The 20381-nt window shown below is 48.4% G+C and carries 18 protein-coding genes; 11 read left to right on the forward strand and 7 right to left on the reverse strand.

What is annotated here, in order from left to right; all coding sequences use genetic code 11:
* Positions 1 to 77: 77 nt before the first annotated feature.
* The 5 genes from NOM90_RS14190 (at position 78) to NOM90_RS14210 (ending at position 6006) form a co-directional block, all read left to right on the forward strand.
* Positions 78 to 1202, forward strand: coding sequence for an ABC transporter ATP-binding protein (locus tag NOM90_RS14190; RefSeq protein WP_255943046.1), 1125 nt, complete (start codon positions 78 to 80; stop codon positions 1200 to 1202).
* Entirely contained in the window at positions 1192 to 2010 is an 819-nt protein-coding gene (locus NOM90_RS14195) for an ABC transporter permease (protein ID WP_255942781.1), read from the forward strand. The genes NOM90_RS14190 and NOM90_RS14195 overlap by 11 nt, the downstream gene beginning before the upstream one ends.
* A complete protein-coding gene (locus tag NOM90_RS14200; protein WP_255942783.1) occupies positions 2007 to 2828 on the forward strand; it encodes an ABC transporter permease in 822 nt (273 codons plus the stop codon). The genes NOM90_RS14195 and NOM90_RS14200 overlap by 4 nt, the downstream gene beginning before the upstream one ends.
* The gene (locus NOM90_RS14205; protein WP_255942785.1) at positions 2825 to 3895 is read left to right on the forward strand and encodes an ABC transporter substrate-binding protein; all 1071 of its coding nucleotides are present in this window, start codon (positions 2825 to 2827) and stop codon (positions 3893 to 3895) included. Before NOM90_RS14200 ends, NOM90_RS14205 begins: the two co-directional genes overlap by 4 nt.
* Positions 3896 to 4101: 206 nt before the next feature.
* Complete coding sequence (locus NOM90_RS14210) at positions 4102 to 6006, forward strand: acyltransferase family protein (RefSeq protein WP_255942787.1); 1905 nt, start codon at positions 4102 to 4104, stop codon at positions 6004 to 6006.
* Positions 6007 to 6137: 131 nt separating this feature from the next.
* On the opposite strand, the gene NOM90_RS14215 is transcribed toward NOM90_RS14210, so the two are convergent.
* Entirely contained in the window at positions 6138 to 6653 is a 516-nt protein-coding gene (locus tag NOM90_RS14215) for a hypothetical protein (RefSeq protein WP_255942789.1), read from the reverse strand.
* Positions 6654 to 6840: 187 nt separating this feature from the next.
* Between NOM90_RS14215 and NOM90_RS14220 the strand changes: the two genes are divergently transcribed.
* The 3 genes from NOM90_RS14220 to NOM90_RS14230 all read left to right on the forward strand — a co-directional run bounded on the left by NOM90_RS14220 (position 6841) and on the right by NOM90_RS14230 (position 9230).
* On the forward strand, positions 6841 to 7458 hold the full coding sequence (locus NOM90_RS14220) for a pyroglutamyl-peptidase I (protein ID WP_370866621.1): 618 nt from the start codon (positions 6841 to 6843) through the stop codon (positions 7456 to 7458).
* Positions 7459 to 7796: 338 nt separating this feature from the next.
* Positions 7797 to 8354, forward strand: a complete 558-nt coding sequence (locus NOM90_RS14225; protein WP_255942791.1) for a hypothetical protein — start codon at positions 7797 to 7799, stop codon at positions 8352 to 8354.
* Between the two features lie 210 nt (positions 8355 to 8564).
* Positions 8565 to 9230: an NAD(P)H-dependent oxidoreductase gene (locus NOM90_RS14230; protein WP_255942793.1), complete on the forward strand. Its 666-nt coding sequence runs from the start codon at positions 8565 to 8567 to the stop codon at positions 9228 to 9230.
* Positions 9231 to 9495: 265 nt separating this feature from the next.
* On the opposite strand, the gene NOM90_RS14235 is transcribed toward NOM90_RS14230, so the two are convergent.
* Entirely contained in the window at positions 9496 to 10941 is a 1446-nt protein-coding gene (locus tag NOM90_RS14235) for an aminotransferase-like domain-containing protein (RefSeq protein ID WP_255942795.1), read from the reverse strand.
* A gap of 110 nt (positions 10942 to 11051) precedes the next feature.
* On the opposite strand from NOM90_RS14235, the gene NOM90_RS14240 reads away from it, so the two are divergent.
* Positions 11052 to 11684, forward strand: a complete 633-nt coding sequence (locus tag NOM90_RS14240) for a LysE/ArgO family amino acid transporter (RefSeq protein WP_255942796.1) — start codon at positions 11052 to 11054, stop codon at positions 11682 to 11684.
* Between the two features lie 15 nt (positions 11685 to 11699).
* Here NOM90_RS14240 and NOM90_RS14245 read toward each other — a convergent pair whose 3' ends face one another.
* Positions 11700 to 13199, reverse strand: coding sequence for an alpha-amylase (locus NOM90_RS14245; RefSeq protein WP_255942797.1), 1500 nt, complete (start codon positions 13197 to 13199; stop codon positions 11700 to 11702).
* A gap of 336 nt (positions 13200 to 13535) precedes the next feature.
* On the opposite strand from NOM90_RS14245, the gene NOM90_RS14250 reads away from it, so the two are divergent.
* The gene (locus NOM90_RS14250; protein ID WP_255943049.1) at positions 13536 to 14123 is read left to right on the forward strand and encodes a nitroreductase family protein; all 588 of its coding nucleotides are present in this window, start codon (positions 13536 to 13538) and stop codon (positions 14121 to 14123) included.
* A 56-nt stretch (positions 14124 to 14179) separates the two neighbouring features.
* On the opposite strand, the gene NOM90_RS14255 is transcribed toward NOM90_RS14250, so the two are convergent.
* The 4 genes from NOM90_RS14255 to NOM90_RS14270 all read right to left on the reverse strand — a co-directional run bounded on the left by NOM90_RS14255 (position 14180) and on the right by NOM90_RS14270 (position 19563).
* Positions 14180 to 15082: a DUF72 domain-containing protein gene (locus NOM90_RS14255; protein ID WP_255943050.1), complete on the reverse strand. Its 903-nt coding sequence runs from the start codon at positions 15080 to 15082 to the stop codon at positions 14180 to 14182.
* A 700-nt stretch (positions 15083 to 15782) separates the two neighbouring features.
* Entirely contained in the window at positions 15783 to 17282 is a 1500-nt protein-coding gene (locus tag NOM90_RS14260; RefSeq protein WP_255942798.1) for an amidase, read from the reverse strand.
* A 39-nt stretch (positions 17283 to 17321) separates the two neighbouring features.
* A complete protein-coding gene (locus NOM90_RS14265; RefSeq protein ID WP_255942799.1) occupies positions 17322 to 18902 on the reverse strand; it encodes a histidine kinase N-terminal 7TM domain-containing diguanylate cyclase in 1581 nt (526 codons plus the stop codon).
* Positions 18903 to 19053: 151 nt separating this feature from the next.
* Entirely contained in the window at positions 19054 to 19563 is a 510-nt protein-coding gene (locus NOM90_RS14270; protein WP_255942800.1) for a cupin domain-containing protein, read from the reverse strand.
* A gap of 177 nt (positions 19564 to 19740) precedes the next feature.
* Between NOM90_RS14270 and NOM90_RS14275 the strand changes: the two genes are divergently transcribed.
* Positions 19741 to 20316: a TVP38/TMEM64 family protein gene (locus NOM90_RS14275; RefSeq protein WP_370866622.1), complete on the forward strand. Its 576-nt coding sequence runs from the start codon at positions 19741 to 19743 to the stop codon at positions 20314 to 20316.
* Positions 20317 to 20381 lie beyond the last annotated feature (65 nt).

Below are 20381 nucleotides of genomic sequence, written 5' to 3' on the forward strand. Positions count from 1 at the left end.
TTCGAAAATCATGAACAAGAAATATACCGGAGCCGATCGGGGTCCGGTTCTCTTGTTGTCAGAGGAGGAGTTTCATCATCGCAGAGTCAACGATTATTCGTTTCGAATCCGTAACGAAGACATATGACGACGGATTAACTGTACTTAAACATATCGACTTCGAAATTGAACGGGGTAAATTTTATACGCTGCTAGGCCCTTCCGGATGTGGAAAAACGACGATTTTGCGTATGATCGCAGGATTTATGGAACCGACAGGCGGTTCGATCTTTTTGGACGGTCGCGTGATTAACAAAGTTCCTCCAGAAAAAAGACAGGTGAACACCGTTTTTCAAGATTACGCACTGTTCCCTCATTTAAACGTATTTGAGAATGTCGCATTTGGACTGCGGATCAAAAAGCTTAAAGCCGATGTCATTGCTACGAAAGTCAAAGAAGCGCTCAAAATGGTGAATTTGGATGGATACGAAAATCGCGGAATCACGGAAATGTCGGGCGGTCAGCGTCAACGCGTCGCAATTGCGCGCGCGATTGTGAATGAGCCCGAAGTATTGTTGCTAGACGAACCGTTATCTGCGCTCGACCTGAAGCTGCGTACCGAGATGCAATACGTCTTGCGCGAACTTCAACAACGTCTCGGCATCACTTTTATTTTCGTGACGCACGATCAGGAAGAAGCTTTGGCGATGTCGGATTATATCTTCGTCATGAATGAAGGCAGAATCGAGCAAAGCGGTACGCCGAACGATATCTACGATGAACCGATTAACCGCTTCGTCGCTGACTTTATCGGCGAATCGAATATGGTTCCCGGCGTCATGTTGGATGACTATTTGGTGGAGTTTAACGGTAAACGATTTGAATGTGTCGATGCCGGATTGCGTCCGAATGAGCCGATCGAGATCGTGATCCGTCCGGAAGATTTGGAGATCACGACGCAAGAAATCGGCAAACTCAAAGTACGCGTAGATTCGCAGTTGTTCCGAGGCGTGCACTACGAGATCAGCTGCTACGATGAATCCGGTCAAGAATGGCTGGTACATTCGACGAAACGCGCTGAGGTCGGCGCGCAAATCGGCTTAACCTTCGATCCGGAAGCGATCCACGTTATGCGTTTTGGCGAAACGGAAGAAGAATTCGACCGCAGACTGGAAGCGTACGAGGAGGACGAAGAAACCGAGGTTGGCACGCATGAACGGTAAAAGCAGCTTGAACACACGGACACTCGCGTATATCCCGTATTATTTATGGGTTGTGTTGTTCGTTATTGCGCCTGTCGTGCTGGTCGTCTATTATTCGCTGTTCGATATCGAAGGGAATTTCACCTTTTCGAATTACGCAGAATTTTTCACGCCGGTTTATTTGAAAATGACGTTGAGTTCGTTTTGGTATGCTTTTTTAATTACGTTATTCTCGCTTTTGATCGCCTACCCGGCAGCTTTTTTGCTCACGCGAACGAAGCATAAACAACTGTGGTTGTTACTGATCATTTTGCCGACTTGGATGAACTTGCTGCTCAAAACGTATGCGTTTATCGGGATTTTAGGTGCGGAAGGTCCGATCAATACGTTGTTTAGCGCAATCGGGATCGGCGAGCAGCAATTGTTGTTCACGAGCGGAAGTTTTGTTTTTGTATCGATTTATATCTTCGTGCCGTTTATGATTATGCCGATTTATAATGCGATCGAAGAATTGAATGTTTCGCTGACGGATGCGGCTCGCGATCTGGGTGCATCCAGTTGGACCACGTTCCGCCGAGTGATTTTTCCGCTAACGCTCTCGGGCGTCAAAGCCGGCTGTATCTCGGTATTTATTCCGGCATTGTCGTTGTTTATGATTACGCGCCTGATCGCGGGCAACAAAGTCATTACGCTCGGAACCGCGATCGAACAGCATTTTCTGGTCACGCAAGACTGGGGTATGGGCTCAACAGTCGCTGTATTTCTGATTATCGCGATGGCTGTCATTATGTTCGTGACCGGCGGCAGTAAGAAAGGGGTGCGGAGATGAGGAAAAAGAACGGGATCTCCAATCTGTACCTGGTTTTGGTGTTTGTCGTGTTGTATGCGCCGATTTTTTATCTGATGTACTATTCGTTCAACAGCGGCGGTACGATGCACGGTTTTGAAAACTTTACGTGGGATTGGTACAAAGAAGTATTTGCGGATACCCGCCTGATTATTATCGTAATCAATACGCTGATTATTGCGCTGCTGTCTTCGACGATTGCGACGATTATTGCGATTTTCGGTTCGCTTGCGATCGAAAATATACGGCGTGCACGGTTCAAAAATACGCTGCTTTCGCTCAATAATGTACTGATTGTAAGCCCTGACGTCATTATTGGCGCTTCGTTTTTGATTTTATTTACGATGGTTGGGATCAAGCTGGGTTTTGCTTCGGTATTGATCTCGCACGTGGCGTTCAGTATTCCGATTGCGGTGCTGATGATCTTGCCAAGACTCCAAGAAATGAGCCCGACGTTGATCGATGCGGCAAGAGATCTTGGGGCGAGCAAACGAGATGTGCTGACGAAAGTCATTTTGCCTTTTATTCGACCGGGCATCTTTAGCGGATTCTTTATGGCACTCACGTATTCGCTGGATGATTTTGCGGTAACGTTCTTCGTGACGGGTAGTGGTTATTCCACGCTTGCGGTGGAAATCTATTCACGGGCGCGTCAAGGCGTATCGCTGTCCATCAATGCGCTCTCGACTCTCATCTTCTTGTTCACGTTGTTCCTCGTCGTAGGGTACTATATTTCGACGCGGCGTAGCGAAAAACGCAAAGTTGCGGAAGCGGCTTCCAGAGTGGGGGTGCCGGAATGAAATCGATGACACGCACGCTGATTTTGATCTTGGCGGTGGCTTTTGCTTTGATCCTAACAGCGAATCGGCTGAATTCAAGCCAAGGGTATAGCAGTGGCAACACACTGACGATCTACAACTGGGGCGATTATATCGATCCCGAATTGCTGACCCGTTTCCAAGAAGAAACCGGAATTACGGTCATTTATCAGACGTTCGATTCAAACGAGGCGATGTTAACGAAGATCGAACAAGGCGGTACGACTTTCGATATCGCGGTTCCTTCCGATTATGCGATCGAGAAGATGCGAGAAGAAAAGTTGCTGATTCCGCTGGATCACGACAAAATCCCGAATATGAAATATATCGATCCGAAGTTTTTGGATTTGTCTTTTGATCCGGATAATCAATATTCGATGCCGTACTTCTGGGGCACGCTCGGCGTTGTGTACAATCCGAATCTGACCGATTTGAAGTTCGAGAGTTGGGAAGATCTATGGGACCCGTCGCTTGCCAACAACGTTCTGCTGACGGACGGAGCGCGCGAAGTGATCGGAACCGGGCTTGTGAGTCAAGGTTATTCGCTCAACGATATTAACGAACAACATTTACAGCAAGCGCTGGATCATCTGATGCAGTTGTCGCCGAATGTCAAAGCGATCGTAGGCGACGAAATCAAGCTGCTGCTCGCGAACGGCGAAGCGGCGGCAGGCTTAGTCTTCTCTGGGGATGCGTCGGAAATCATGAGCGAAAACGAAGAATTGGATTATGTCGTACCCGAAGAAGGTTCCAACTTGTACTTCGATAATATGGTCATTCCCAAAACTGCGCAAAACGTAGACGGAGCGATGAAGTTTATCAACTTTATGCTGGACCCAGAAGTGAACGCGCAAAATACAGAATATGTCGGGTATTCGACGCCAAACGATGCCGCGCTGGCACTGTTGCCGGAAGACATTTCAAGCGATGAACGTTTTTATCCGCCGGATGAATTGACCGAGCGACTTGAAGTGTACGAGAACTTGGGCAAGAAGATGCTGGTTCGTTATAACGAATTGTTTTTACAATTCAAAATGAATGGATCTTAACTTTCTCAACAAGATAAAGACGGAAGACCGTTTCCTGCAAAGGAACGGTCTTTTTTGTGACTTTGAATCTACGTGGATATTTTAAAATAGGATCATTCTGGATATAAACGCGCGACCTGCTTATAATAAGGTTAGGTTTGATCCAGTCGGAAGTTTAGAACAGAAGCAATTTTACATAAATTTGTAGGATCGAAAGGGCAGAAGCCATGATAAATGGACCACATGCACGAAATGAAGCGAAAAATCAACAAGAGCGATATAGCGATCGTTCAGTACCAAGAAAAAGCCATTCTACAGAGCAGCCGAAAACGCACGCCAGTCGGTATATGCCAGGTCTGGATGGATTACGTGCGCTCGCGGTACTTGCGGTTATCGTTTATCATTTGCATACGGAATGGGCGCCGGGCGGATTGCTTGGCGTCACGATGTTTTTTGTGTTGTCGGGGTATTTGATTACCGATATTTTATTGTCTCAATGGGATCGAAACGGCAAGTTCGACATGAAAGATTTTTGGATTCGCCGCGCAAAACGATTATTGCCGGCAATGCTAGTCGTTGTATTCGCGACCATTCTATGGTCGCTGATTGTCGATCGGACAAGGCTGCCTGCAATGATCGGCGACGTTCCGGCGGCGCTGCTGTATTACAGCAACTGGTGGTCAATCTTCCACGAAGTGTCGTATTTCCAAAGCTTCGGCCCTTTGTCGCCGCTTGGACATTTGTGGTCGCTTGCGGTGGAAGAACAATTTTATATTTTCTGGCCGATTTTGCTCGGAATCGGATTGATCTTGGCGCAAAAAAAGCGTGCCAAACTTGCGCTTGTTTTGGCAGGATTGGCATTCGCTTCGGCATTGGCGATGGCGATTATGTATCGTCCCGGCGAAGATCCGAGCCGGGTTTATTACGGAACAGACACGCGGTTGTTTTCGCTGCTGATCGGCGCGGCTTTGGCTGTCGTCTGGCCGAGCCGTAAGCTCAAAACAAACATTTCAAAATCCGCAACGAAAACGCTCGATATCACAGCTACGGTCTGCTTGATCGTAATCGCGATATTGATCTTTACATCGAACGACTACGGCACATTTTTGTATCGCGGCGGCATGGTCTTGCTCTCGCTTGCGACGACAATACTGGTCGCCGCGCTGGCGCATCCCGCTTGCCGATTAGGGCGAGTACTCGGAACGAAGCCGCTGCGCTGGATCGGCGCCCGTTCGTACGGATTGTATCTCTGGCATTATCCCGTCATCGTATTGACGACGCCGCTTGTGAACACAGGCGGTCCGAATATGCTTCGGATCATCTTGCAATTGATCGTAAGCTTCGCGTTGGCGGCATTGTCGTACCGCTATATCGAGCAGCCGGTTCGAACCGGCGCATTCGGTAGGTGGTGGCGCCGCGTGATGCGTGAACCGGGTGTAGGTCGCAAACGTCTTGCCAGCACATTGGGCGGATCGGTTGCGCTGGTACTGATTCTCGGATTTGCGATGACACGCCTTGCTCCGCCGGCGGAAGCGCAGACGCCTTACGCGGGGACGGACACTCCAGCGCCGACGGAGACGACAGCTTCCGTAGCGCCGGGAACGGCTCCGGTGGTCGATCCCGCAGCGGGCGAAGAATCGGAGACCGTGTTGCCTGCGGGAACAGGTGTCGGAATGACGGCAATCGGCGATTCCGTTATGCTGGATATTCAGCCTTATTTGGAAGAAGCTTTGCCGGGGATTACCGTGGATGGCTTAGTTGGACGGCAAATGTCGCAAGCTCCGGCGCTAGTCGACCAGTTGGAGGGTAGCGGCAAAATGGGCAGTACCGTTTTGATCCAGCTTGGAACAAACGGTTCGTTTACCGATGAACAGATGAATGAACTATTGGCTAAATTACCGGAAGCGCGCAAAATTATTCTGGTGAATACCAGAGTTCCGCGTCCGTGGGAAAGTGTCGTGAACAAGACACTTCAAAGTGCGGCTGCGCGAGATGATCGTATCTTGTTAGTCGATTGGTATTCGGCAAGTGCCGGACGCGACGATTACTTTGCCAGAGACGGCGTGCATCTGATGCCAGCTGGAGCTAGAGCGTATACGCAATTGCTGGTTGAAGCCTTAAAAGGCGATTGAGCACAGCGGTAAAAGCCGGATATAAAACGACAAAAAACCCCTGATTCGCAAAATGCGGACAGGGGCTTTTTTGTCGAAAGAGTGTGCAAAAGAACAACTTTTCGATCTGGACGGCGTATAATCCTAAAAGTCTATACGTTGATTTTCGCTTTTTTACGTCGTGGGAGTAAAAGTAAAGTGCCTAAGCCGATAAGCACAAAGACCAACAGCGGTTGATCTAAAAATGTATGGGTGAACAGCGCTTCAAGCGAAAATACGGCGAAAAACAAGAAAGACAACACAGTCAAAATCGTGATCGGAATCAGCAGCCAACGATTACGTCCACTGAAGCAATAGAATTCAAATAACCCGATCGCGGGAGCTAAAATAAAGCCCGGCCACATCACATCCCAACTATTGAATAACATCGAGACTTGGCAGACGATCGCGACGGTAACCAGGACTCCTCCGGGAATCAACAGACCGGGCGCTCTGCCGTTTGTCATTGAAAAATACATCCAGTGGAAAAAGAAGCCGAGCGGCAAAATAAAAATCGTTGCCCAAAAGTAAGCAAAGATCGCACCTGCGTGTAGTCCGGTTCCTTGCGCAAATAATAAGTAGACGCCTAGCAGAATAAGTAGTGGGCCCAGTATCGCTTTTTTTGACATCATCATCTCTCCTTTTTTGTAAGATCGTGCAGAGCTGCACGTCGAAGTCTATCTTCACTATACAGGTTTACTTGGCTCGATCCCTCGTTCAGCAGGTTGAAACGTTCTCGGTCTCCAGACCGATTTACAGTTCGAATAGCGGCAAAAAGCCGTACATTGATTAGGAGGAGATCTTATCAAACTATTAATTTCGGGCTTTGAGCCTTTCGGAGATTCTTCCGTTAATCCGACGCAAGAGTTGTTGGAGCAGATTGTAAAAGAGCAGATGCCCAAAAATATCGAAATTCATACGTTGTTATTACCGGTTTGCTACGACGATTGTGCGATCCAGCTTCTACAAGAAGTAGATCGTCTAAAGCCCGACGCCGTTATTGCTTGCGGGTTGGCAGCAGGGCGTACTGCGATTACGCCAGAGCGCATCGCAATCAATATCAAAGATACCGAAAGTTACGCGGATAACAGCGGCAAAAGCCCACAAGACGAAAAAATCCGCGCAGACGGACCAGACGGTCTTTTTGCAACGTTACCGATTCGAACGATTGTCGAGCGTCTACGTGCCGCCGATCTTCCGGCTACAATCTCAAATACAGCAGGAACTTATATCTGCAACAATACGATGTACGCGTTACTAGATACACTCAGTGGGACTCATCCGCAGACGCTTGCAGGGTTTGTCCATTTTCCAGCATCCACGCGGTTGTCTGCGAGTAAGCCTTCACTGCCTTCTTTACCTCAAGAGGCGTTACTAGAAGGGCTGAAAATCATTATCGAAGTGACTATCGAAGAACTGGAAGCACGAAAATAAACGCAATCGACAATCTCAGACTTTTATCTTTGCTCGCTAAATGGCTGGAAATATCCGTTTTTGTCGGAATTTACAATTTATTTGATTTTTCGCGTTACAAGACAACCAAAGAGGGTAATAAGTGAGAACATCTATGCAATTTTGCAACATTGACTGCACTCTTTTAATCCCCTCTAATCAGCAATTGCAGGAAGATCGCCGATTGTGCGAATAGCCTTCACCCCATAAATAGGTGACTACGATGTTAAGAAATGAATACACCGTTTTACGCGTTATGCGCGTGCATCAGACATTCGACGTTTTTCATTCTTGCATCATAAGAAAGGCGGATGGCTTTAATGAGCAGTATACAAGGAAGAATGGGTTCAATCTCTGCAATCGGAGGAATCAATGCTTTAAATACGTCGTATACGCCCAGTCGACATGGCAAAGCTCCGCTTGAAAGTCGCAAAGTGAGTCTGGAAGCGGAATTGTCGCGCGTTCTTCAATTGCCGGCATCGGTAGCGGATCGGGATCAGCGCGCCATGCGCATTCGCAGACATATCGCGTTACTTGAACGACATATTGCACTGCTGGACACCGCCAATGGTGAGCGTGCAGAATTTACCGTTCAAGGACGTCCAGAACGCGATCCATCGGAGCAAGAGCGACGCGAGCAGCCGGAATTCGTGTTGCCTGAGCAAGAAGAGGAAGAGGTTGCGCCTGCTGCACCTCGAAGCCGACCTGCTGCTCCTAAAGGCGGAGACGATTACGCGCGTGCGATGCTGGGTTCGATCGAGTCGGCTGGAGCTTTATATTCTGCGCCGTCTGCTCCGGGTACGGTTCAGCCGTGGGAAAATCGTGCAGAGACGACGCGTGCAGCTAAGCTAGGTCGAAATTTTGATATTTCCGTGTAATCTTCGAATATTTTTGAAAACAATATAGGCATACTTTTTAAGCTTCTGTTTTGGGCATTCGCCTGAAATAGAAGCTTTTTAGTTTGCGATATTTTTGGCGTAGACTATAAAAGAAACGGAGCTTGACCTGATATAACAAAGCGCGTAGAATAACTTTGGTAATTAAAAGTAACATACTGTTACTTAGTGGATCTATAGGAGGGCTTTTAAATGAGCAGCGAAGTTAAACGAAATGAGATATTAGAAGCTTACCGATTCAGACATGCAACCAAAACTTTCGATTCGACCCGGAAAATTCCGCAGGACGAATTTGAATTTATTTTAGAAACGGGACGATTGTCTCCAAGCTCAATTGGTCTTGAACCTTGGAAATTCGTTGTCGTACAAAATCCAGAATTGCGTGAGCAAATCCGCGAAGTTTCGTGGGGTGCGCAAGGGCATATGCCAACAGCAAGCCATATCGTTGTGATCTTGGCGCGCCGCGACGTGAAGTATGATTCGCCGCATCTGTCTCGGCATATGCGCGAAGTCAAAGGTATGCCGGCAGAGCTGGTTGAGAAATTGACAAGTGAAATGTACAAAACGTTCCAAGTCGAAGATTTCGATTTGAACGACGAGCGCAGCTTGTTCGACTGGGCATCCAAACAGACGTATATTGCACTCGGCAATATGATGACAGCGGCAGCTCAGATCGGCATTGATTCTTGCCCAATCGAAGGGTTCCACCGCGCTAAATTGGATGAAGTATTGGATAATGCCGGATTGCTGGAAGACGGCGCTTATGGAGTAAGTGTTATGGCGGCTTTCGGTTATCGGGTAAATGAACCGCGTCCGCAGACTCGCCGTGCAGTTGAAGACGTCATTCGCTGGGTGTAAGCGGGGAAGCGAGCCGACTCCGAGAGGAATTTGTTAGCGTATGCTTACGATGTGTCTTTCTTCGAAAGCCTTTAGGTCGCGTGTTGAAATTGAGAAAATGGATTGAATTTTGAATAGGAATTTTCTCAATTTCAAAGGCGAACGCTAACAGCATAGGCTTCCGAAGTGCATTTCTTCGAAATGCTTTAGCTCCTGCACTAAATTCCTCTCTACGTCGCCTCGCTTCAAGCTGCTTTAAAATTTCTTGGCAAGCCTAAGCCGCTCCTTAATCGGAGCGGCTTTTTTCAATCGCCAGTTTGGCTTCTTCGAGGAGTATCTCAAGACCCGTTAGCAATTGCTCGTGTGAAGCATACGCATAGGACAAACGAATATGATTTTGATCGCTAGGGTCGTAAATATACCCGGGATTGATCAATATGCTGCGTTCCAGCAGACATCGGAACCAATGTTTGTTGACGATAGGTTTACGAAATCTTAACCAGATATAAAAGCCGCCGTGTGGCGACTGCCATTCTGCGATGTCGTGAAAAGATAGGCGAAGAACTTGTTCAACAAGGTCGGCACGTAATCGGAGTTTACTGCGCAAGTACTCAGTATGGCGAGCATATAGCCCAGATTCCAGCCAATGCGCCGCAATCTCTTGCGAAATAGCACTTGAGCCGTAGTCCGTTTGCATTTTGATATCGGCTAACCGAGAAATGACCGGCGAAGGCGCGATAATCCAGCCGATTCGCAGCCCGGGGCTAAGCGATTTGGACAGGCTGCCCAAGTACAAGACTTGTCCTGAAGAATCATCGGCTTTGATGGGTGGCAAGCCGGGTTCAAATAATAGATCGCGATACACGTCGTCTTCGACAATCGGAATCCGAAGTTCCGAGCAGATTTCATAGACCTTTTCGCGCTCTGCTTGGTTCCAGCTAGCTCCGGTCGGATTATTGAGCGTAGGTACCGCATAAAGCAAAGATTGCCGACCTCGGCTAGCACGCTTTAAATGTTCTTTCGTGTCTGAACGAAGCGGGAACGATGACATTTTCATCCCGGCAGATTGAAAAGGATGCACCGAATTCAGGTAAGAAGCTTTTTCATGAAATACGGTCGATCCTTCTTCCAATAGACCTACTGAAATCAGTTGCAAGGCTTGGATTGCACCGGAAACGATACAGATATTATCCGGTTGTGTATGTATCCCTAGCGTCTGCATATGATGACAGATCGCTTGGCGCAATCGCAGGCTCCCTAAAGGCTCCGAATAGCCAAGCGTACGCGGATCAAGCTTAAGCTGACGTAGCGAGTCTTCTAATTGCCGAGCCGGCAATAAATCTGGCGACAGTTCGCCGGTGCCGAGGCGAATCAATTTCGGATTCGGTTCGCTTTCATTAATAAGCCGAATCGTATGTCGGTTCGGCTTATGGACACTTGCGCGAATATGCCGATGCCAATTCGGCTGCGAACGGGTGAGCAGCGTATTCCAAGCGCTGCCCGATACATAGACTCCCGCGCCGCGCCGTGTCTCAAGCAGCCCGTCGGCTTTTAATTCGTCAAGCGCCGCTTGCACCGTGCTGCGATTGACCCCAAAGCGCAGTGCAAGTTCTCTCTGCGGCGGCAGAGAAGTTCCGGCGACCCAATCGCCGTGCTCGATTCGCTCCGCGATCCAAGTGACAATCTGAGCTTGCAGCGTCTGATGCGCTTGCTTGGATGGCTTCCAATCCATATGCCACCTCCTTGACTATTAAAATTGGGTGGTTCAATATCCAACCAATTGGCGGTTTTTCTTTGGCTTCGTGCATCGTAACATAGAACGAGAAAAGGAGTCGATATGTAATGGAAGCCATCTTGCATGGAATATTGTTAGCTTTTGGATTGATTTTGCCGCTTGGCGTGCAAAATGTATTTGTATTCTCGCAAGGAGCCTCGCAGCCGCGCTTAATTCGAGCTTTTCCAGCTGTGATCGCCGCTGCGTTTTGCGATACGGTATTGATTGGGCTTGCCGTATTCGGCGTCTCCGCGATTGTGCTCCAAATCGAAATGCTGCGTCATTTACTGATGGGAGCCGGAGCGATTTTTCTTGTCTATATGGGATTCGTATTATGGCGCGCCTCATCCAAAGCTTCGGATTTGTTGCAGCCCCAAAAAAAAGAAAGCGCACAGGCGCTTCCTTTTTCCAAACAAATCATATTTGCTGTCTCGGTCTCGCTACTGAATCCGCATGCTTTGCTGGACACGATCGGCGTGATCGGAACGAGCGGGCTTGCCTACAGCGGCGCGGACAAAATCAACTTTGCCGCGGCATGTATCGCTGTATCTTGGATCTGGTTTATCGGTCTTGCGTGCGCCGGAGCTACATTGCGTCGATTCGATACGCATGGTCGAGCGTTGAACGTATTCAATCGAATCTCGGCACTATTTATCTGGGGCATGGCATTGTTCTTATTATGGAGATTGTTTGTAGGCTGAGCATGCAATGTGACCTTATTTCGTTTGATCGTCTGCTGCGCAATCTACGTCTTCTTCTGCATCCGGACGTGCCCAGACCGATACGCTGCCACCGTTAACCGGGAAAGTCGCAAAGCCGTCTTCTTCGATCACGATCTTGTCTTCGCGCGTATTCGTCAGGTCGATCCATTCTTCGCCTGCACGCTCTACGCCAACATTCATACGTTTGCTGCCTTCGTCGCCATTGGAGATGACCACGGCGCAGCCGGAACCTTCGATTTCTTCGATCCCGAAACGAACCCACCCAATTGTATTTGGATGATCGAAGTAATCTTCTTGATCGCCGTAAGCTTTTTGGCAACGAGCGTACAGAAGCGGATCGATCGCCATCTTTTTGCCATCGATCGGATTTTCGCCGCCGATACCGAAGTAGTCGCCGTAGAATACGCAAGGATAGCCGTCGCGTCGGAGCAAGATGAGCGCATACGCGCTTTGTTTGAACCAATCGTCGATCCAAGATTCCAGCGATTCTCCCGGCTGGGAGTCGTGGTTATCTACGAAAGTAACGGCATTGGTCGGGTGAGTCTGAACAAGCGTATCGTCGAAGATTTTCGTCAGATCGAATGCGCTGCCGGACTGTGATGCTTCGTGCAATTTGTAATGCAGCGAGACGTCGAACAGATCGATCCGATAATCGACGTTATCCAGGAATTCTCGGCAAGCGTTCAGATCGTTATTCCAAAATTCGCCGACAATATAGAAATCTTCGCCGCGTTTGCGGATCATTTCACCGGCAAATTCGCGGATAAAGTCATGGTTGATATGTTTGATCGCATCGAGGCGGTATCCGCTACATTGAAGGGTATCGACTAACCAGCGGCCCCACTCCATCATTTCTTCGCGAACTTCCGGTCTACGATAATCGATATTGGCAAACATCAGATAATCGTAGTTGCCAAACTCGTTATCGACTTTATCGTCCCACCCACGGTTTTCGCCACCGATGCGGTAGATGCCGTTGTTGCCTGTCGCGTTGTCGAAGTCTGTACCGTTGAAATGCGTGTAGTCCCATTTGAAATCGGAATACTGATCGCCGCGTCCCGGGAACGTGAATTTCGTCCAACCTTCGATTTCGAACGGTTCTTCGGAAATGACTTCGTTACGGTTGTTTGGATCAACTTCGACGACTTTGAAACGTTCTGTTTCGTCAGCGCCGGCTTTGTGGTTCATCACCAGGTCGACATACACTGCAATGCCGAATTCGTGACAAGCCGCAATTGCGCTTTTCAATTCTTCTTTCGTGCCGTATTTCGTACGAACGGTTCCTTTTTGATCAAATTCGCCCAGATCGTACAGATCGTAAATGCCGTACCCTGTATCATCGACCGATTGACCTTTGGTAACTGGAGGAATCCATACCGAATCGATACCCCATTTCTTAAGTTCAGGAGCCATTTCTTTCAGTCGGTTCCAGTGTTCGCCATCGGCATCTACATGCCATTCAAAAAATTGCATCATGGTGTGATTTTTAGGCATATCAAAAAAAACCTCCTCGAATTGTTTGGGGTTCGGCTGCGTATTCGGATATCCCTCACATGCAGAACGTTTCGTCACTTGCTTCCAAATGATTAATACAAGTTACCCAAAAGCAAGGGGGCTTCAAACGAGCTTTGATTTTTTTACAAAAACCTGCACTGCAATCGCGATTCTGATCACATTTTTGGCAAATTATGATGGATATAGTCGTATGAAAAATCGCCTATGATGAGTGAATGTACACAAAGTGTGGGTAATGAAAAAGGTAACTGACGCATCGATTGTTTGACCTATATTGCAAACTTTTAGGAGGCGTTTCATTTGACTAGCGAAAACATGTTGGAACTGATGCAAAACAGACGCAGTATTTACGGAATCAGCAAGGAACAGACGGCATCCGACGAAAAAATCCGCGAACTGATCGAACAGACATTGCTTCATGTACCATCCGCGTTCAATTCTCAAAGCGCACGCGTTGTCGTGCTGCTGGGTGAACATCACGACAAATTATGGGATTTCACAACGAACATTTTAAAAGAAATCGTGCCGGAGGATAGCTTCGGACCTACGAAAGAAAAAATGGACAGCTTCAAAGCAGGCTACGGCACGATTCTCTTTTTCGAAGACGAGTCCGTGATTCGCGGAATGCAAGAGCAGTTCCAAGCGTATCAAGACAACTTCCCGGTCTGGTCGCAACAATCTTCGGGTATGCACCAATATGCGATCTGGACGTTGCTTGAAGCCGAAGGCTACGGCGCTTCGCTGCAACACTACAACCCGCTGATCGACGAGAAAGTAAAACCGGAGTGGGATATTCCGGAAAGCTGGAAACTGATCGCGCAAATGCCATTCGGCAAAATCACGGCTCCAGCCGGGGAAAAACAATTTAAGCCGCTGGAAGATCGCTTGAAGTGGTTTAAGTAATCCGAAAACGCTCCGAACCTATGATTGAGAGAGGTTCGGAGCGTTTTTTTTGAGTATCAGAAAAGTTTTTCTTGCTGAACTTCTTCTGTCGGTTGATCGGAGTCTTGCTGCTGAACTTCAGCTTGCGGAGGCCACGGCGCGCCTGCGGGAATCGGCTGACCGAGCAGTTCCATTAACTCTAAAGCGTTAGGCGTAGCGTCTTTGTCCGAGTTGTTATTGAACGCGACATAGACGTGTTTGCTTTGCTTCTCCAGTTCCAGCAAAATATCGCGCCACTCCTGCAATTCTTCGGTGCTATAGCGATACAAGTAACGTAGTTTGCGCCAGTTCGGATCGCTGCTTTTGTGCCAGCCGCCTACGTTGCGTCCGTGCATTCGGACATACGTCGCTTCGTCGCTGGTTGCGCGAGCGATAATCGGAATCGATCCGCTACCGGCTTGCGGTTCATCGACGACAGTCTGAATCCAGCCTTCTTTGCGCATAAAATCCAGAGTCTTGTCTTGGAACTTCGGCGAGTACCAAGACTGATGCCGAAATTCGAGCGCGCACGGAACGTCTTTCATAAATTCTCGCGTAACGCGAAGTTTCTCGACATTTTCACGGGTACAGTCAAACCACGGCGGATATTGGAACAGTGTCATCGTTAATTTTTTGGCATCGATCACCGGTTCAAGGCTGGTATGGAAAGCCGCGAACATTTCTTCGGCGGTATCAAAGTAGTTCTTTTTGCCGCGAAGATGATCGGTCATGCCTTGGTACGCTTTGATGACGAATCCAAAATCCTCCGGCGTCTGCGAAACCCACTTTTCGTAGTTTTTCACCGGCTGGATCGCGTAGAAGGAACTATCCAGTTCGACGACTTTGAACGTCTCGCTATACGCAGCCAGCCGCTCGGCAGGTTTCTTTTTGCCATATAATTCATCGTGATCGCTGAAATTCGTAAGCCCGACGGTTATAATCGAAATCTCCTCCTTGTGTGCATTCAATACCTTTTGTATTCGTTATTACACACAAAGCTGGAAACACAATCCTTTTTTATTAAAATTGATTGGAAAAGATTCTTTTAAGGCTACGAGCGGGAAGAGAGAAGGCTCCGGGAGGAATTCGTTTCGATCGCGTGTTGAAATCGAGAAAATTGGATTGAAATTTAACAGGGTTTTTCTCGATTTCAAAGGCGAACACTCCGTTTCTTAACTGAATTCCTCCCTACGCCTTCTCTCTTCCAGTTACGTTGTGCATTGCAAAAATCTTTTTTAGGCTGGGCTGAGCGATTTGAAAGATAGTTCGCTTTTAATAAGCGAACCAGTAAGCCAATAAGAAGAGGGCGCTCCCCAATAAGGGAGCGCCCTCTTCTTCTAAAACTATCCCACCCTAGAATCCAAGCTGGAGCGGAGACAGAAATTCAGTGCAGGTCAAGCATTTCGAAGAAATGCACTTTGGAAGCCTATGCTAGAAGCGTTCGCCTTTGTGATGCAGATTCTCCAGATAACAACTGTCGAATTTGCATCGCTAATCGGGAAAAATCAAATTAAAATTCCAATCAAATTTTCCCGATTTCAACACGCGACCTAAAGACTTTCGAAGAAAGACACATCGTAAGCATACGCTAACGAATTTCTCTCGCAGCGGAGCGGTCTCACTATCCTCGATGTGTACCGCCTACCCCAGCATTGGATTCCCCTTCATCCCCACCCACAACTCAGATTCTTCAAGCTGAGCCGCGACTTGAAGGAGCAAGTCTTCGCGACCTTTGGCGGCGATCATCTGGACGCCGAGGGGAAGACCGTCTTCGGTCAGATGAAGCGGCAAGCTGGTTGCCGGTTGACCGGTGAGATTCGCAAGCTGCGTGAACGGAGTGAACGTCAAACTGCGTTCGAAAATATCGTATAACATCCGACGTTGCTCGTTTGCCGATAGTTCGCTGACTTTCATCCACGGAGCGGCCGCTTCCGGGGTATGCGTCAGTTCGCCGACCTGTGGCGCCGGAAAAGCTGTCGCCGGCGTGATGTAGAGATCGTAGCGCAACGATAGTTCCGCCATCTGAGCGGCGGCAACGTCCCATTCGTTCAGGCTATGAACGAACTCGGCAGCCGATACCTGTTTGCCCGCTTCGGCAAACACCCAAGTGATGATGTCGACTTCGTCTGGGCGAATGCTGCGTCCAAGCATCTGTTCTAGACTGATGAACATTGCGGAGACTTCGCCCGCGTTCATCGTATAGTAATTTTCCATCAAGCGCACGCCGTTGACCGGGCTAAGCTTTTCTTCAACGTGGTGGCCTTGAGCTTCAAGCCACTTGACCGTTTTTTGGACGGCTTGCACCGCGTCGTCGCCTACTTGCGATCCGACCGGCGAAGCGGTCGTGAACGCGATTCGCAGCGGGCGCGTATGGGGCGCCCGCATGTCTTGGGCATAGACGCCGGGATATAGCGGCGTCTGGAACGCGGCTTCCGGCTGCAAGATTTGCAGCAGGTCCAGAAGCGCGGCGCTGTCGCGCACCGTGCGCGACAAAGCGAAATCGATCGAGGCGCCTTGCCATTGGCGCCCGACGCCCGGGCCGACCGGCGTTCTGCCGCGCGTCGGCTTCAGCCCGAACAAGCCGGTGAACGACGCCGGAATACGGATCGATCCGCCGCCGTCACTGGCGCCTGCGGCGGGAACGATCCCCGCCGCGACTGCGGCTGCTGCGCCGCCGCTAGAGCCGCCCGGGGAATACTTGAGATTCCACGGATTATGTGCCGCGCCATGCAAAGCCGGCTCGGTAATGTTTTTTAGCCCGAATTCAGGCGTATTCGTATGCCCAAGCGGAATCATGCCGCCTGCACGGATTTTTGCGACATAGTTCGAGTCACGGCGCGCAATATTGTTTTTGAGCAGCGCAGAACCCGAAGTCAGCGGTTCGCCTGCCAAAGCTTGCGAGATGTCTTTGAGCAAATAAGGCACACCTGCAAAAGGACGTTCTGGATCTGGAAGAGATGTAGCAGCGGCTTCATGGAGTGCCGCTTCGCGGCGTTCGCGTACGATTGCATTCAGAGAAGGATTTACTTCGTCGATTCGTGCAAAAGCCGTTTGTACCAATTCAGTAGCGGATACTTCTTTTTTACGAAGCAATTCCGCTAGCCCGACAGCATCGTATTGCACATACTGTTCGAATTTCATCGGTGTTTTCCTTCTTTCTTGGTGTAAGTATAGATCTGATTATACCGGAGCTTCGAGTTCCGTATCATATGAGATTTGTACATTGTTACGACCGCTTTGTTTGGCAAGATACAAGGCTTCGTCCGCCATTTTCGTCAACGTTTTGAGCGGAAGATTAGAAGTTGCTTCTGTAAGGCCGAAACTTGCCGTAACGCCGATTTCTCCGGCGGGTGTAAGAACAGGAGTGGAATACAGTTCGTGCCGTATAGCTTCAAGCAGTTGGAACGATTCGTCTAACGATCTTCCAGGCATACAAAGCGCGAATTCTTCGCCGCCGTACCGACCGAATACATCGCGATCGCCCAAATGGATTTGGCAGCAATGCACCACATGACGAATCACGATGTCTCCAATATCATGACCGTAGGTATCGTTGATATTTTTGAATCGATCAATGTCGAATAAAGCGATGGTTAAATGTTGCTTAGATTGCGAAGCTTCTTCTAGCAGTATTTCCGAACGCTCGACGAAATGAGTCCGATTGTAAATTTGCGTCATGCCGTCATGCGTTGCCATATGTTCGAGTTTCCGATGCAGCCGTACGTTTTCGGTCATATCCAACACGACGAGTGTTCGACCCGCATAAATCCCGCCACGCCGAAAATAGATCGGAGAAGAACGTGTCCGGTAAAAGCGAGTTTCGTTTTCTTCCAGCCATTCAATCACTCGTTCTTCATCTTGCAAAAATTGCAGATCGTCGTCTTCATCCCGTAGTTGATGCTTTGGAAAGACTTCAGTCGCGAGCGAACCGATCTTTTGTCGAGTCAAAAAAGGAAATAGCAACGAAGCGGCTTTGTTGTAGTCGGCGATCCGTCCTGCGGGGTCCAAGACGATAACGCCGTCGCTCATACTTTCCAAAATATTTTCGCGCACGACAGGTGTGGAGGTCAGCATCCCTGATGAAAGAATCGCCCAGCAATACAGTAGATTCGTCAAGCTCATCGTCGCGGGCACCGGATCAATATGATACGGAGTCAGATTCATAATATAGATCAGCGAAGCTCCAATCGGCAAAAACAGACCCAGAAACATTACAGCGGTCTGTTTGCGATGCACATTGAGCGTTTGGCGCATATGACGAGCGAGTAGCCACATTCCGACCACGCCGCAGGCGAGCGTATAACTGCCATTGACCACATACCAAAAACCCATCGCAAAATCAGCCAAAGGCCACGGAGCGTCCGCGCGAAGGCTCATACTTTGATAGACTAGACCGTGAACATCGTTCGTTAACATTAGCCCGGTCGTGATCGCAGGCAAAATTAGCATCGCCGCTGCTGCTTTAGTGGTCATCATCCGCTCGCGTCCGACATAATGGAACACAACCATCAAGTTAAGCGGCGATATAAAAGGCAATCCTAAATACTCAAAAGAAATCCAAAATTTGATTTCGTCGAGCGTCGAACTCGCAAGTTCCATCGAACTGCCAAACGTATAGATCGCGGTCGCAATCGACATCATAATAAAAAGACGCATACCGGAAAATCTTGTTTTTTGCAAAGAACTGTAAATTGCGAGTAACACACTAAGTACGCCGGATATAGCAAAGATCGCGATAAAAGTGGAAAAGGCGGCATTCATGAGCGGGGGACTCCTATCTGTTAAAGTAATTTCGATGCCTATGTACCTATAAGTCTTTTGAAATCGTAGGTATAAATCGCATCAAAATCATAACACAAAAAAGCGCCATATAGGCGCTTTACTCTTCAACGAAAAAGACGGGATATTGTATTTATCGCTGGCTCCAATAGTGAAGCAGCGGTCCTTCGTTTCCATACACAGGATCGGTCTGCGGGAGAGGGACTTGATCAATTTCTGCGAGCGATGCTTCATATTTTCCGTCGCCGACAACACGCGTATTATAATCGATTCCGTTAGGATAAGCCCCTACGATCCGAAAATCAGGGCTTGCCGTTATTCGCTTATGCCCGGTTCCCGCCGGAAGTACGATCACGTCGCCTGCTTTTAGATCGAATGATTTTCCATGTTCTCCGCCAAGTTGAATCAAGACCGAACCGTGCGTAACGCCAAGCACTTCGTGCGTATTGCTATGATAATGATGGTAATCGAAAACACCGTTTTCCCAACTGTTGCGCCAACCGTTATGATTGAATACGGATTCGCTCCATTCCGCTTTTTCAATCAAAGCTTTCGGATAGAGCAATACCGGCAACTCTGGGTGATTCGGGATCGTTTCGTCGCGTTCAAAATAAAAAGTTTGCGCATTAGGTTTTTTCGTCATGGGTCGCAATCCTCCGCTTTTCGAATTAAGTATCTGTTCGGATTCTATTTCTATAGTATGGATTACCCTGCAATTCGAATTTAACCGCTATAATGACAAATATACCGGTGCGGATCGGCAAGAAGGAAGAATGTGAAAGGGGATTTTAAGTTGCTCAGTTCCAGTCTGTTATCGTATATGACGGAAGAAAACTTACAGCAGTGGATGGAACAATTTCGTGCACTGGGTCCATTGCCGGGAATATTTCTTACCTTTTTAAAATCGTTCGTACCGCCACTCCCAACAGCTGTAATCGTAGGGGTTAACGCAGCGGCTTACGGGCTTTGGCTAGGCTTTTTATATTCATGGATCGGATTGATTACAGGTTGTATGACGACGTTCTTGATTGTAAGAGCTATTGCGAACCATCCTTATTTTGTGAAATGGGCTATGCGTCCAAATGTGCAAAAAAGACTGCTCTGGGCACGTCGTAATGCGTTTAGTTTCGTATTTATTTTGAGTATGATGCCGGTCGGGCCATTTGCTTTGGTAAATACGGCGGCAGCCCTCGTAAAAATGCCCAAATTGGCTTTTTTTCTGGCGATTGCTTGCGGCAAAGCTATTATGGTACTGGCAGTATCGTACGTAGGCTATGATTTAGGGCGTTTTATCGAAAAGCCTTATGAACTGCTGTATGTGGTCGCGTTTTTGATCCTTTCTTTTTGGGTAAGCCGCAAAGCAGAAGCTTATTTCACGCGTACTTCTTCGAAATAATTGAGGATAAAAAGCAAAAAGACCGCAGCCTGCATACGCAGGGGCGGTCTTTTCTGACTTTCGTT

The sequence above is a fragment of the Saccharibacillus sp. JS10 genome, from assembly GCF_024436065.1.
In the GTDB taxonomy this organism is placed as follows: domain Bacteria; phylum Bacillota; class Bacilli; order Paenibacillales; family Paenibacillaceae; genus Saccharibacillus.